The organism is Acidovorax facilis, from assembly GCF_050626955.1.
GTDB classification, from domain to species: Bacteria; Pseudomonadota; Gammaproteobacteria; order Burkholderiales; family Burkholderiaceae_C; genus Acidovorax; species Acidovorax facilis.
Genome location: NZ_CP192460.1, coordinates 4,345,616 through 4,360,353, shown reverse-complemented (window position 1 = coordinate 4,360,353; position 14,738 = coordinate 4,345,616). Strand labels below are relative to the sequence as shown.

General features: G+C 66.7%; 10 protein-coding genes. 3 read left to right on the top strand and 7 right to left on the bottom strand.

What is annotated here, in order from left to right; genetic code table 11:
• Positions 1-96 precede the first annotated feature (96 nt).
• From ACQ4MJ_RS19985 to ACQ4MJ_RS19955, 7 genes are all read right to left on the bottom strand, one after another.
• Positions 97-1,842 carry a tannase/feruloyl esterase family alpha/beta hydrolase gene (locus ACQ4MJ_RS19985; protein WP_431151528.1) on the bottom strand — a complete coding sequence of 582 codons (1,746 nt, stop codon included), beginning with the start codon at positions 1,840-1,842 and terminating at the stop codon, positions 97-99.
• A 73-nt stretch (positions 1,843-1,915) separates the two neighbouring features.
• Positions 1,916-3,625, bottom strand: coding sequence for a tannase/feruloyl esterase family alpha/beta hydrolase (locus tag ACQ4MJ_RS19980; RefSeq protein WP_431151529.1), 1,710 nt, complete (start codon positions 3,623-3,625; stop codon positions 1,916-1,918).
• Positions 3,626-3,746: 121 nt separating this feature from the next.
• Positions 3,747-5,447: an acyl-CoA dehydrogenase family protein gene (locus ACQ4MJ_RS19975; protein WP_431151530.1), complete on the bottom strand. Its 1,701-nt coding sequence runs from the start codon at positions 5,445-5,447 to the stop codon at positions 3,747-3,749.
• 274 nt (positions 5,448-5,721) lie between these two features.
• On the bottom strand, positions 5,722-6,711 hold the full coding sequence (locus ACQ4MJ_RS19970) for a Bug family tripartite tricarboxylate transporter substrate binding protein (protein WP_055399779.1): 990 nt from the start codon (positions 6,709-6,711) through the stop codon (positions 5,722-5,724).
• Between the two features lie 206 nt (positions 6,712-6,917).
• Positions 6,918-7,682, bottom strand: coding sequence for an SDR family NAD(P)-dependent oxidoreductase (locus tag ACQ4MJ_RS19965; RefSeq protein ID WP_431151531.1), 765 nt, complete (start codon positions 7,680-7,682; stop codon positions 6,918-6,920).
• 37 nt (positions 7,683-7,719) lie between these two features.
• A complete protein-coding gene (locus ACQ4MJ_RS19960; RefSeq protein ID WP_431151532.1) occupies positions 7,720-9,588 on the bottom strand; it encodes a feruloyl-CoA synthase in 1,869 nt (622 codons plus the stop codon).
• 44 nt (positions 9,589-9,632) lie between these two features.
• Entirely contained in the window at positions 9,633-10,418 is a 786-nt protein-coding gene (locus ACQ4MJ_RS19955; RefSeq protein ID WP_055399790.1) for a crotonase/enoyl-CoA hydratase family protein, read from the bottom strand.
• 159 nt (positions 10,419-10,577) lie between these two features.
• Here ACQ4MJ_RS19955 and ACQ4MJ_RS19950 point away from each other — a divergent pair, with 159 nt between their 5' ends.
• From ACQ4MJ_RS19950 to ACQ4MJ_RS19940, 3 genes are read left to right on the top strand one after another with little or no spacing between them, the layout of a single operon-like run.
• Entirely contained in the window at positions 10,578-11,792 is a 1,215-nt protein-coding gene (locus tag ACQ4MJ_RS19950) for a thiolase family protein (protein WP_431151533.1), read from the top strand.
• A gap of 2 nt (positions 11,793-11,794) precedes the next feature.
• Entirely contained in the window at positions 11,795-13,048 is a 1,254-nt protein-coding gene (locus tag ACQ4MJ_RS19945) for a thiolase family protein (protein WP_431151534.1), read from the top strand.
• A 37-nt stretch (positions 13,049-13,085) separates the two neighbouring features.
• Positions 13,086-14,678, top strand: a complete 1,593-nt coding sequence (locus ACQ4MJ_RS19940) for an acyl CoA:acetate/3-ketoacid CoA transferase (RefSeq protein WP_431151535.1) — start codon at positions 13,086-13,088, stop codon at positions 14,676-14,678.
• Positions 14,679-14,738: the final 60 nt, after the last annotated feature.

Here is a 14,738-nt window from a genome sequence, read left to right as displayed (position 1 = left end):
ATAAACGCTTGCTAAGTCACCACCCAGAAACTTTAGTCAAACCCTCGTACAAAAAAAGGCCCGGCACAAGCCGGGCTTCCCACTTTCAATCTCCCCTCACTTGCAGCTAAAACTGCTCGCACTCTCCACATCCCCCGTCCCGTTGTACCGTGCCACCTTGGGGTACACACACAGCGGCCGGGTGCGGTTGGCAGACCAGCTGGCAGGCAGCTCGGCATTCACCACCTTGGCTCCCGCGCCACGCGCGTTCGCCGTCACGCTCTCGGGCGCCTTGCCTTGTTCCACCCACGCCACCAGCGGGGCCAGCATGTCGAACTGGTCGGTGGCGGGGCCGCCGGAGCAGTGGTTCATGCCGGGCACCAGGTACAGGCGGGCGAAGTCGTCGGCCTTGCCGCCGTGGCTTGCCTGCACGCGGTCCATCCAGTGGGCGGTGTCGATGGGCGAGAACACGCCGTCGGCCACGCCGTGGTAGACCATCATCTTGGCGCCCCGGTTGCGCAGTGCGCTCAGGTCAGCCGCGTTGGGGGGCGTCATGTACGACCAGGATGACTCGGTGTAGACCGGCGTGGTGGCGAACATCTTGGGGTAGTCCGCGTCCATGCTGAAGTTCAGCGCGTACTGCAGGCCGGTGGTGGCCTTGAAGGCGTCCAGGGTGGAGGGCGGGGTGGTGAACAAGAAGGCCACGGCCCCCGCGTCGCGCGTGGTGGGCGCGTTGAAGTGCCAGAACGCAAAGTTGCTGCCCGCCACGCCGGGGTCGAACCAGGTGCCGGTGTACAGGGCTTCGCCCTTGCTGTTCTTGGGCCCGGCAAAGATGTTGGCCAGCACGTTCTTTTGCTCGGCAGAGATGCACGATCCATCCCGCGCAGTATTGGCAGCGGTACAGGTGGGCACGTCGCGTTGCAGGTTGAATGCGGCCTGGCAGGCATGCACGTCGTTCACCTGGCCGTCGGTGGCGCCGTCCAGCGCGTCGCAGCGCTCCACGATCTTGCGGCCGATGAGCTGGAATTCGGCGGGGCTCACGGCCTTGGTCAGGTCGGGCTGGCCGTTGGCTCCGGCGGGGGATGCCTTGGCGTATTGCTGGGCCTTCCACAGCTGCGCGGTGGCGGCCTTGGGCAGGCTGAAGCCGGGGTTGCCCGCCAGCACGCCGTCGTACTGGTCTGCATAGCGCGATGCGGCCACCATGGCGTGGCGCCCGCCGTTGGAGCAGCCTGCGATGTACGAGCGGTCGGGGCCTTTGCCGTAGGCGCCCTTGATCAGGTCTTTGGCCATGGGCGTGAGGGTGCCCACGGCCTGATAGCCGTAGTCGCGCCGGGCCTGGGGGTCCAGCCCAAAGAAGGGCGTGGGTGCGCCGTGGCCCGCGTCAGAGCTGAGCACCGCAAAGCCTTGCACCAGGCCGGGGGCCACGGGCGCGGCGCCGCTCACCGCGCCGAGCGCGGTCACCACGCTGCCGTCCAGCCCGCCGTTGGCCTGGTGCAGAAAGCGGCCGTTCCAGTTCTGCGGCAGGCGCATCTCAAAACCAATGGCATAGCTGGCACCGTCCACGGGGCCGGTGCGCTCTTTCATCTTGCCTTTGACGAGGCAGTGCGCCGGTGCCTGGGTGGTGTTGCCCTGCAGCGTGATTGGGCCCTCGGCCACCATCTCTGCCGAGGTGATGCGCGTGTCGGGCAGCGCGAGGCTCTGGGCCAGCGTGGTGCAGTTTTTCAGCGTGGCGGGTGTGGCGGCGCCGAGCTGCGGTGGGGGCGTGGTGCGCGGTGCGCTGGCGCAGCCCGCCAGCAGCGTGGCGGTGCCCAGAGCCATGGCCAGGGCCGACAGGGGGAGGGTGCGCGGGAGGGGGTGTGGCATGCGATGTCTCCAGGTGGGCGGGGGAAGGGCGCAGTCAAAAAAGGCCCTGGCCGCAGTGGCCAGGGCCGGGGCACTACTTGCAGCTGAAGCTGCTGGCGCTTTCGATATCACCCGTGCCGTTGTAGCGCGCCACCTTGGGGTAAGCGCACAGCGGGCGGGTGCGGTTGGCAGACCAGCTGGCGGGCAGCTCGGGATTGGCGCCGGCCACATTGCCCGCTGCTCTTACCCCTGCAACCACGCTATCGGGCGCCTGGCCTTTTTCCACCCAGTTGACCAGCGAGGTCAGCATGTCGAACTGGTCGGTGGCCGGGCCCATGCCGCAATGCGACATGCCGGGCACGGGGTAGTACCGCGCGAAGTTCGATGCGTCGCCGCTGTTGTTTGTGCGCAGGCCCTCATACCAGCTGGCCGTGTCGTTGGCCGAGAAGATCGGGTCGCTCACACCGTGGTAGACCATGACCTTGGCGCCGCGTTGCTTGAGCGTGGCCAGATTGGTAGGGTTGACGGGCTGCATGAATGCCAAGCCCGATTCGGTGTACACGCCGCTGGTCGCAGCCACCGAGGTGAGCATGGTGTCGATGGGTGTATTCAATGCAAACGCTGGGGCGCTGAAGCCTGTGGGGGACACTGGCGGCGAGCCCCAGGTCATGGCAGTCATCGCGGGGTCGATATTGGTGGAGACGAAGAACTCCCAGAACGACGAGTCCGCAGCGTTGTGGCCAGTGTCGAAGGGGAAGCTCGCGTAGAACTTGTTGCCCTTGCTGTCCACCGCGCCCGAGAAGATGGGCGCGATGGCCGTCTTCTGGGCGGGCGTCAGGCAGCTGCCGTCCCGCGCGCCAGAGCACGACGGAATGTCGCGCTGGAAGTCGAAGTTGGCCTGGCAGGCCGCAGTGTCTTGCACGATGCCGTCCTTAGCCCCGTCCAGCGCATCGCACTTTTCAAGCACCTTGGCAGAGACCATAGCCCGCTCGGTGCTCGTAAAAGCGGTGGACAAGTCCGCTGGGTCGGTTGCGATGGTCGCGTACTGCTTGGCGCCGAACTGGTTGGCGATGGCCGCCAGCGGCAGGCGGTAGCCGGGGGCGCCAGCCAGGTAGCCGTCGTATTCACCCGGCATCCGGGTCATTGCCACGAAGGTGTGGCGGCCGGCATTGGAGCAGCCGCCGATGTAGGAGCGGTCGGGTTTTTTGCCGTAGGCCGAAGCGATCAGGTCCTTTGCCATCGGGGTCAGCTTGGCCACCGCTTGGTAGCCGTAGTCCAGCCGGGCCTGGGCATCGATACCAAAAGTCATGTTCCCCTGTCCGGCGTGGCCGGCGTCAGAGCTGATGACTGCAAAGCCTTGCTGCAGCGCCACGGTGGGCTGCGGCCCGGTCTGGGAGCCAATTGCGGGCCAGAGCACGCCGTCAGAGCCGCCGTTGGCCTGGTAGAAGAACCGGCCATTCCAGGCCAGCGGCATACGCATTTCAAAGGCAATGGCATAGCGCTGGCCGTCCTGCGGGCTGATGCGGGGAAACATCTCGCCGCGCACCAGGCAGTGTGCGGGCATGGGAGCATCGCCACGGGTCAGTGCCCCTGCAGCCACCGGCTCGGCCAGGCTGATCTGCGTGTTGGGGTGGGTGAACTTGCTGGCCAGGTCAGAGCACGTGGCCAGCGTGCCCGGTGTGGCCGCGCTCAGCTGCGGCAACCCCGCGTCCGACGACCCCCCGCCGCAACCCATGAGTAGCGCCACCGGCAGGGCCGACAGTGCGAGAGGGTGCAATCGCATTCTTCTTTTCGTACGGTTCATGCTGTTGTCTCCATTTTTTTGAGGCGCAAGGAATCCCGCAGCGCGGCCTCAACACGCTGTGGGAGGGAAAGCGGGAGATCGTCTGGTTGCTACTGAATCAATAGCTGATGGCGCTTGCCTATCAGGCGGTAGCGGCTTTTCTTGGCAAAGATTCGAACGCCTGGGTGATGCGTTGGCGGATGATGGCCGCGCGCATCTCGAACTCAGGCAGTACCCACTGTGCGAAGGCGTTGGCAGGCTCTTGCCAGCGCGGCGTGTTGCTGGCGGCGGCAATGCGCTGCCAGGCCCAGTCCAGCAGCACCAGCGCCACAGCGCGCAGGTAGTCGTCGGCCACCCAGTAGGGCAACTCGGCGTCGGACTGGGCGGCAATCGCCAGCGTCTGTGTGATCTCCACCAGCGCATGGCGGCGTGCGCTGGCCGCAGGGCTGGGCGCTGTGCCGGGCAGTGTGGTCAGCAGCGTTGCCAGGCCCTGGCCGCCATCGGCCAGCACCTTGCGCACCAGCAGGTCAATCGCCTGGATCTCGTTGGTGCCCTCGTAGATCATCGCCACGCGCGCATCGCGCACGATCTGCTCGATGCCCCATTCGCGCACATAGCCGTGGCCACCAAACACCTGCAGGCAGGCACTGGCGCCGTGGAAGCCCTGGTCGGTGAGTGCGGCCTTGAGCACGGGCGTGACCAGTGCACACCAGCGCTGGGCGGCGGCGCGCTCGCCCGCGTCGGTGCTGTGCTTGGCCACATCGAGCTGCAGGGCGGTGTGGTAAGCCAGCACGCGCCCGCCGTCGATCCAGGCGCGCTGCGTGTGCAGGATGCGGCGGATAGCGGGGTGGTCGTGGATGAGGCTGGTGTCTTTGGCGCCGGGTGCGCGCATCTGGCGGCGCTCGGCCGCATAGGCGCTGGCCTTTTGCCAGGCGGCTTCGAGCAGGCCGATGCCCTGCAGGCCCACGTGCAGGCGGGCGGCGTTCATCATCACGAACATGGCGTTCAGGCCCTTGTTCGGCTCGCCCACCAGCCAGCCGGTGGCGTCGTCAAAGCGCATCACGCAGGTGGGGCTGCCGTGCAGGCCCATCTTTTCTTCGATGCGCTCGCACACCACGGCATTGCGGCTGCCGTCTGGGAGCACTTTCGGTACGAGGAACAGCGACAGCCCCTTGGGGCCCGCCGGTGCATCGGGCAGGCGTGCCAGCACCAGGTGCACGATGTTGTCGGTCAGGTCGTGTTCGCCGCCGGAGATAAAAATCTTGCTGCCGTTCACCCGCGCGCTGCCGTCGGGCTGCGGCACGCCGCGTGTGCGCACCAGGCCCAGGTCGCTGCCCGCGTGGGCTTCGGTCAGGCACATGGTGGCCAGCCATTCGCCGGTGGCGACCTTCTCCAGGTACTGCGCCTTGAGTTCGTCGCTGGCGTGGTGCTTGATGCACTCGTACGCGCCGTGCAGCAGGCCGGGCGCCATGGTCCAGCCGTGGTTGGCACCGGCCAGCCATTCAAACAGCACACACTCCAGCACCGCAGGCAGGCCCTGGCCGCCGTCCTCGGGCGCGCACGACAGCGACGGCCAGCCCGCCTGCCAGAAGGCCTGGTAGGCATCGCGAAATCCTGCGGGCGTGTGCACTTTGCCTGCGTCAAACCGGCAGCCTTCCTCATCGCCCGTGCGCTGCAACGGGGCGATGGCGCTGTCCACAAACTTGGCGGCCTCGTCCAACACCTGCGCAGCCAGCTCGCCATCGGTGTCGGCAAACGGCGCCAGCGCCTGCCAGCGGCTGGGCGCCTGCAACACGTGGGTCAGCAGATGCTGGATGTCGGCAAGGGCTTGGCGTGCTTGCATTAAATGCTCACTATTTGATAGCTATTGGCGCTTGATAGATAAGCGCTGGAGGCCGTTTTCTTCTGAATTTCGTCTGCACAAGCCTGGTGGCTGCTTGCGCGCTGGCTTCGACAGGCTCAGCCCGAACGTGTGGGGTGTGGGGGTTGCGCCCGCCACCTGTCGATACCGGCGCGCCCCCAGGCGAGGGCCACCGCGCAAGGGCCGCCCCGCCGCGCTGGTGGCGTCCCCCCCAAGGGGGGAAGCGGCGAAGCCGCTCAGGGGGGATTCACAACCTTCAAGAATCTGCGGTGAAGCCAATCTTCTTGATCAGCGGGCCCCAGGTGTCGTACTCGGCCTTCTGCCAGCGCGCTTGTTCCTCGGGCGTGGAGCCGTGGGGCATCAGGCCCACGATGGCCAGGCTGTCGATGACCGACTTTTCCTTCAGGGCGGCGTTGATGGCAGCGTTGGCGGCGGCAATCACGGGCTTGGGCGTGGCGGCGGGGGCGTAGAAGCCAAACCATTCTTCGGTGGTCAGCTCGGGGAAGCCCTGCTCGGCGAACGTGGGCACATCAGGAACGTACTGCGAGCGCTTGGGGCCCGAGGTGGCCAGGATGCGCAGCTTGCCCGCCTTGTAGTTGGCGATGAAGTCACCGTGCGGCGTGACCATGGCAGCCACCTGGCCGCCCACCACGTCCGTCACGCCCGGGATGGAGCCACGGTAGGGCACGTGGCGCAGGTCCACGCCGCTGTTGATGCCCAGCAGCGCACCCAGGAAGTGCGGTGTGGAGCCCGCGCCGGGCGAGCCGTAGCTGGCGTCCTTGGGGTTGGCCTTGGCCCAGGCCAGGAAGTCCTTCACGTTCTTCACGCTGGCGGGCACCATGGGGCCCACGGCCAGGCCGTGGTGCATCACGGCGGCAATCGACACGGGCGCGAAGTCCTTGTCGGTGTAGTTCATCTTGCTGTAGATGTGCGGGTAGTTGGCAATGGCCGAGACCTGCGCCAGCGCCAGCACCGAGCCGTCGGCGGGCGCTGCCTTCAGCGTCTCCAGCGCAATGCGGCCGCCCGCGCCGGGCTTGTTCTCCACCACGCCAGCGTTCTTGCTGAAGGCGCTGCCGCCCCATTTTTCTGCCACGCGACGGGCCACGGTGTCGCCCGAGCTGCCAGCGGGGAAGCCGAAATACACCTTCACCTGGTCCACCTGGGCGTGGGCAGCAAAGGGATGCAGGGCGCCCAGCGCGGCGCTGGCGCCAAAGGCCTGGACGAGTTGTCGGCGGGTGATGGTCATGGTGTTGTCTCCTGGTATGACGGGGTAAAACTCAAAAAATTGGAACGGGGCTTTTCACGCCCTCTCGTTATCTGGCAAATGGCGACGCATTTCCTGATGCGCTCCAAACGGGCGCTGCATAAGCCAGCGCCACCGTGGAACTGGCTTGCCAGGCCACGGGTGGCGTCCCCCAGGGGGGATGGCGCGAAGCGACTCAGGGGGGCTTCTCATCTCGGCGCCATGCGCAGTGCGCCATCGAGGCGGATGACTTCGCCGTTGAGATGGCCGTTGGTCACGATGTGGCAAGCCAGCTCGGCAAACTCCTCGGGCTTGCCCAGGCGTGGCGGGAAGGGGATGCTGGCGGCCAGCGACTGCTGCACGGCCTCGGGCAGCTCCTTCATCAGCGGCGTGGCAAACAGGCCGGGCGCCACGGTGCACACGCGGATCGCGTGCTGTGCCAGGTCGCGCGCCATGGGCAGGGTCATGCCCGCCAGGCCCGCCTTGGAGGCGCTGTAGGCCTGCTGGCCCACCTGGCCGTCAAAGGCGGCGACGGAGGCGGTGAACATCATTACGCCGCGCTCGCCGTTGTCCAGCACGTCGAGCTTGCTGCAGGCGGCGGCAAACAAACGACTCACGTTGTAGGTGCCGATCAGGTTGATGTTGACCACGCGCACAAAGTCTTCCAGCGGCGCGGCACTGCCATCGCGCTGCACCACGCGTTTGGCGCTGCCGATGCCTGCAACATTCATGAGAATGCGCGCGGGGCCGTGGGCGGCGGCGGCCTTGTCGATGGCGGCCTGCACGCTGGCGGCGTCGGTGATGTCGCAGGGGCAGGCCACGCCGCCGATTTCGCTGGCCACTTTCTCGGCCAGTTCGGCATTGCGGTCCAGCACCGCGACCTTGGCGCCCTGGGCGGCCAGTGCGCGGGCGGTGGCTTCACCGAGGCCCGATGCGCCGCCGGTCACGAGGGCGGCTTGTCCTTGAATCTGCATGGTGGTGTCCTTGGGTAGTCGTTCAGTTCAGGTCAATTCATTTCTGGGGCACGAGGGTGAATGGCAACTTGCCTTCGTGCATGGCTTCCACCAGGTTGGCGCGGTGTTTGAGCACGGCGCGCTGGTTGATGGAGCCCTTGTCGGTGACCTCGCCCTTGTCGAGCGAGGGCGGCTCGGCCATCAGGTGCATGCGGGCCACACGCGTGGCACTGCCCGTGGCTTGTGCGGCCAGCTGGTTGATCACCTGCTGAAAGTGCTGCTGCACTGGCGCGCTCTCCAGCACCTGTGGCAGGCTGGCGTCGCTGGGCAGCCCCGCCAATGTGCGGATATGGGGCGTGGGGATCAGCAGCGCGCCCACTTCCTTGAGGTTGATGCCGGTGATGACGGCATCCTGCACATAGGGTGCGCAGGCCGCGATGATCTTGGCGCGCATGGGGCCCACGCTCACGAAGGTGCCGGTGGAGAGCTTGAAGTCCTCGGCAATGCGGCCGTCGAACTTCAGGCCCTTGTTGTGGTCGGTCTCGTCGATCCACTTCACGGCGTCGCCGGAGCAGTAGAAGCCTTCTTCGTCGAACGCCTCTTGCGTGGCCTCGGCGTTGCGCCAGTAGCCCTGCGTGATGTTGGGGCCGCGATAACGCACCTCGACCTTGCCATCAATCGGCACCAGCTTCAACTCCAGGCCCGGCGTGGGCACGCCGATGTCGCCTGCCTGCACGTTGGGGCTGTTCACGGCCACGCAGAAGGGGCAGCCCTCGGTCATGCCCAGGCCGGTGTTCATCACGATGCGCTCGCCCACCTCCTGCTCGGCCACTTCAAAGAGGGCATCCCAGATGGGTTGCGAGAGTGCGGCAGCGGCAAAGAAGAACATCTTCACGCGGCTGAGCAGGTTCTTGCGCAGCTGCGCGTCGGTCTTCATGGTGTGCGCCAGCACCTCGAAGCCCGTGGGCACGTTGAAGTACACCGTGGGCGCGATCTCGCGCAGGTTGCGGATGGTCTCGGCCATGCCCGCGGGCGTGGGGCGGCCTTCGTCCAGGTACAGCGTGCCGCCGTTGTAGATGACGATGCCGAAGTTGTGGTTGCCGCCGAAGGTGTGGTTCCACGGCAGCCAGTCCACCAGCACCAGGTCTTCCTCGGCCAGCACGGGCATGGACTGGTTCATCTGCTGCAGGTTGGCGGCCCACATGCCGTGCGTGATGATCACGGCCTTGGGCGCCTTGGTGGAGCCCGAGGTGAACATGAACTTGGCGATGCTGTCGCCCGTGATGGCGGCGTGTGCGGCGTCCACTGCGGGCGTGGCCTTGGTGGTCAGCAGCGCGCTGAATGGGGTGGTACTGCGGCCGGGCAGGGTGCCCTCGATCAGCGCCACCTCTACGTCGGCGCCCACGGTGGCGTTGATGGCGGCGGCAAAGCGCTCGCCGCTGCTCGCAAACACCAGGCCGGGCGTGAGGGTGTCGATGGCGTGGCGCAGCTTGTCGTAGTCCTTGCTCACGGTGGAGTAGGCGGCGGACACGGTGCACTGCGGCACGCCCGCCACCAGGCAGCCCAGCGACAGCAGGGCGTGCTCCAGATCGTTTTCGCTGAGCATGACCACGGGGCGGTCGGCGCTCAGGTTGCGGTCCAGCAGCGCCTGTGCAATGCGGCATGCACTGTCCCATGCCTTGCGGTAGCTGATGTGGCGCCAGTCGCCCAAGCTGCCGTCGGCGTTCTTCACACGCTGCGCCATCCAGGTGCGGTCGGGCGTCGTCTGCGCCCAGTGCGCCAGGCGGTCGGTCAGGCGCACGGGGTGGGGCTGCAGGTCTTGCGTGGCGCGCACATAGACCACGCCGTTGTCGCCCTGGCGGGTGGTGACCTCGGTCACGCCAAAGCGCAGCGGCCGGTAGCGGGGGGTGGGGGCGGTTGCCATCATGGGTGCTTTCAAGAACTCACTGGCGCGGGCGGGGGCTCGCATCTTCAGGCCTTCTGGACCTTGGCTGCCTTGCCGTCGAGGAAGGCGCGCACGCGGGCCTTGGCTTCGGGCGCGCTCTGGGCAATGGCGGCCATCATGGCTTCGGTCATCAGGCCCTGGTCGGACGGCTGCTCGGCAATGCGGGGCAGCGCGTGCATGAGTGCGTAGTTGGTCAGCGGTGCGTTCTGCGCAATGCGCTGGGCCAGCTCAAAGGCCTTGTCGAATGCGGTGCCGGTGGGCACGAGGTATTGGGCAAAACCCACACGCTCGCCGTCCACGGCGTTGTAGACGCGGCCGGTCATCATCATGTCGGTCATGCGGGCCGTGCCGATCAGGCGCGGGATGCGCACCGCACCGCCGCCGCCCACAAAGATGCCGCGCGAGCCTTCGGGCAGTGCGTAGAAGGTGGATTCATCGGCCACGCGGATGTGGCAGGCGCTGGCCAGCTCCAGCCCGCCGCCCACCACCGCGCCGTGCAGCGCGGCCACCACGGGCACGGGGCCGAACTGCACGCGGTCCAGCGCTGCATGCCACATGCGCGAGTGGTGCAGGCCCTGGCCCGCGTCGCGCTCTTTCAGCTCCGAGAGGTCGAGGCCCGAGCAGAAGTGCTCGCCATCGCCATCGATCACGGCGGCGCCCACGCTTGCGGGCAGGTTGTCCATCACGTCGCGCAGCGCCAGGATCAGGCCGTCGTTCAAGGCATTGCGCTTGGCGGGGCGGGTGAGGCGGATGACCGCGATTTCCTCGCGTTCGCCACGGATTTCAAGGGAGATGTCGGAGTTCTTGGTCATGGTGGTGTGAGTGAGTTAGGGAAATTATGGTTATCAAAAATAACTAAAACAAGACCGCAAGGCCGCTCTTTGCTAGGGGGTTTCCCTAGCTTTTCAAGCGACTCATATGGTTATGATAAATAACTAAAATTGGTGCGCAATCCAAGCAAGGACCCTGTCATGAACGCCTTCATCCCCTACGGTATCTACTGGTCGTCCCCGTTTGCCAAGTGGCAGGGCACGCTGGCCAACCTAAACGCGCTGCCGCTGGCCGCCGCCGTAGGCAAGCAGGCGCTCGCCGCGCGGGGCTACGACCTGACGGCGGTGGACCTGGCGATCCTCGGGATCACCAACCCGCAAAAGGGCAGCTTCTACGGCCTGCCCTGGGTCACCGGCATGATGGGTATCGACCGTGTGGCCGGGCCCACGGTGCAGCAGGCCTGCGCCACCAGTGTGCGCGCGCTGCAGATGGCTGCACAAGAGGTGGCCTGCGGCACGGCCACCAGCGCGCTGCTGGTGATGGCCGACCGCCAGTCCAACGGGCCGGTGGTGTACTACCCCGACTCCAGCGGCACGGGCGGCTATGGCATTACCGAGCACTGGGTGCCCGACAACATGGGCCACGACCCGTATGCCAAGAACCCCATGCTGCAGACCGGCGAGAACGTGGCGGCGCGCTATGGCATCAGCACCGAAGAGCAGCATGCGCTCAAGCTGCACCGCTACCACCAGTACCAGGAGGCGCTGGCCAACGACCGCGCCTTCCAAAAGCGCTACATGGCCGATGTGCCCGTCACCGACTCCAAATTCCGCAAGCAGACCGGCACGCTCAGTACCGACGAAGGCATCTTCCCCACCACCGCCGAAGGCCTGGCCAAGCTCAAGCCCGTGAAGGAAGGCGGCACGGTGACCTTTGGCGGCCAGACGCATCCGGCCGACGGCAACGCGGGCGCCATTGTCACTACCCGCGAACGGGCCCGCGCCGTAGCCACCGACCCCGGCATCGAAGTGGAGATCCTGGGCTTTGGCATGGCGCGCGTGGAGGCGGGTTACATGCCCATGGCACCGTCGCCTGCCGCGTTCAACGCGCTCAAGAACGCGGGCCTTTCCATCAGCGACGTGGTGGCCATCAAGACGCACAACCCCTTCGCCGTGAACGACATCGCCCTGGCGCGCGACACCGGCTTTGCCTGGGAGCGCATGAACAACTACGGCAGCTCCATCATCTGGGGCCACCCCCAGGCACCCACCGGCATGCGCGCCATCATCGAACTGATCGAAGAGCTGGTGCTGCGCGGCGGCGGCGTGGGCCTGTTCACCGGCTGCGCGGCCGGCGACACCGGCTACGCCACCGTGCTGCGTGTGACCGACAGCAAAACCACTTCCAAGGCCTGACCATGACGACCACTTCGACAAGCTCTTTCTCCGCGCCCCTGAACGCCTGGCTGGTGGACGGCGTGCGCACGCCCATGGTCGATTACTGCGGCCCGCTGGGCCATGTGTCGCCCACCGACATGGGCATCAAGGTGGCGCGCGCCGTGCTGGTGCGCAGCGGCGTGCCCGCTGCCGATGTGGGCTCGGTCATCACGGGCTCCATGGCGCAGGCCGATTTCGACGCCTTTGTGCTGCCGCGCCACATTGGCCTGTATGCAGGCGTGCCGCAAGCCGTGCCAGCCATCCTGGTGCAACGCATCTGCGGCACGGGCTTTGAGCTGTTCCGCCAGGCCGCCGACCAGATTGCGCTGGGCTACACCGACGTGGCGCTGGTGGTGGGTACCGAGTCCATGACGCGCAACCCGATTGCGGCCTACACGCACCGCACCGGCTTCAAGCTGGGCGCGCCCGTGGAGTTCAAGGACTTCCTGATGGAGGCATTGATCGACACCGCAGGCCCGGTGACGATGATCGAGACGGCCGAGAACCTGGCCAAGAAATACGGCATCACCCGCGAGGACGTGGATGCCTACGCCTCGCAGTCCTTTGCCCGCGCGCTCAAGGCGCAGGAGGATGGCTTTCTGGCGGGCGAGATCGTGCCAGTGACCAGCGAGAAGTTTGAACTGGAAGGCTACGCCACGCGCGGCATTACGCTGCCGCGTAAGGTCGCGCAGCTCGACCGCGACACGCACCCGCGTCCTTCGCCGGTCGAGGCCCTGGCCGCGCTGCGCACCGTGTACCCGGGCGGCGTGCAGACCGCCGGCAACAGCTCGGCCCTGGTGGACGGCGCCGTGGGTGCCGTGGTGGCCAGCGATGCCTATGTGCAGCAGCGTGGCCTCAAGCCGCTGGCGCGCCTGCGCGGTGTGGCCGCTGTGGGTGTGGCGCCCGAGTACATGGGCATCGGCCCGGCCCCGGCCATCCGCGCGCTGCTGGCGCGCACCGGCCTCACGCTGGATGACATCGGCCTGTTCGAGATCAACGAAGCCCAGGGCGCACAGACCCTGGCCGTGGGGCGCGAGCTGGGGCTCGACCTGAACAAGCTCAACGTGAACGGCGGTGCGATTGCCCTGGGCCACCCGCTGGCCGCCACCGGCGTGCGCCTGACCGTGACGCTGGCGCGCGAACTGCGCCGCCGAGGGCTGCGTTACGGCATCTCCAGCGCCTGTGTGGGCGGCGGGCAAGGCATTGCTTTGCTGATCGAGAACACCGACGCGTAAATCCAGTCTTCACACCCATTTGCAAGAGCACAGCACCATGAAAATCATCACCGCAGCCCAGGCGGGGGCCCTGATCCCCGACAACGCCACCATCTTTCTGGGCGGTCTGGCCGTCTCCAGCCTGCCGGAGGAAGTGCTCAAGGGCATCGAGAAAAACTTCCTCGACCACGGCAGTCCGAAGAACGTGACCACCTGGGCCTGCGGCGCCATCGGCAACAGCAAGGACGCGGGCATGGTGCACTTTGCCCACCCCGGCATGATCAAGCGCACCGTGGCGGGCCACTTCGGCCAGACGGGCGCCGAGATGATGAAGATGGTGTTTGACGGCGAGGTGGAGGCCTACAACTTCCCGCAGGGCAGCCTGTCGCACCTCACGCGCCACATTGCCAGCCGCAGCCCGGGGCTGCTCACCAAGGTGGGTCTGGGCACGTTTGTGGACCCGCGCATCGAAGGCGGCAAGCTCAACAGCAAGTCCACGGAGGACCTCGTCAAGCTCGTCGAATTCAACGGCGAGGAATGGCTGTTCTACCCCTCGCCCAAGATCGACGTGGCCATCATCCGCGGCACGCTGGCCGACGAGAACGGCAACCTCACGCTCGACAAGGAAGGCGTGCTGCTGGAGCAGATCAACATCGCCCACGCGGCCAAGGCCTGCGGCGGCATCGTGATCGCGCAGGTGGAGCGCATCGTCAAGGCGGGCAGCCTGCACCCCAAGTCGGTCAAGGTGCCCGGCGTGTCGGTGGACTACGTGGTGGTCAGCCAGCCCGAGAACCACATGCAGACCATCACCACGCAGTTCAACGCCGCGCTGTGTGGCGACGTGCGCGTGCCGGTGAACTCGCTGGCGCCCATGGCACTGGACGAACGCAAGGTCATCGCACGCCGCACCGCGCTGGAGCTGAAACCTGGCGCCATCACCAACCTGGGCATCGGTATTCCGGCCGGTGTGCCGTCGGTGGCGGCGGAAGAGGGTGTGGCGGACCAGTTCACGCTGAGCGTGGAAAGCGGCATCACCGGCGGCATCCCGGCGCAGCTGGGCGACTTTGGCACGGCCTACAACGCCGACGCGATCATTGAGCAGTCGTTGCAGTTCGACTTCTACGACGGCGGCGGGCTGGACGCGAGCTTCCTGGGCCTGGCGCAGGCCGACAACCACGGCAACGTGAACGTGAGCAAGTTCAACGGTCGGCCCGTGGGCTGTGGCGGCTTTGTGAACATCACGCGCTCGACCAAGAACCTGGTGTTCTGCGGCACTTTCACGGCGGGTGGCCTGGAGGTGAAGGTGGCCGACGGCCAGCTCACCATCGTGAAGGAGGGCCGCTCGCGCAAATTCATCGAGAAGGTCGAGCAGATCACCTTCAATGGGCTGGATGCTGCCCAGCGCGAGCAGAACGTGCTCTTCGTGACCGAACGCGCCGTGTTCCACCTGACCACCGAAGGCCTGGAGCTGACCGAGATCGCGCCCGGCATCGACCTGGAGCGCGACGTGCTGGCGCACATGGGCTTCAAACCGATCATGCGCAATGTGAAGACCATGGACGCGGGCCTGTTCCACGAAAAGTGGGGCGGGCTGGCGGCGGCCATGGCGGCGAAGTCTGAGACCGTGGCACCGGCGGCCGCAGGCCTGTAACCGGGGCGCAGAAGCTGCCCGAAGCCGGGCACAAAACCAAAGACCAAGGGGCGCTGGCTG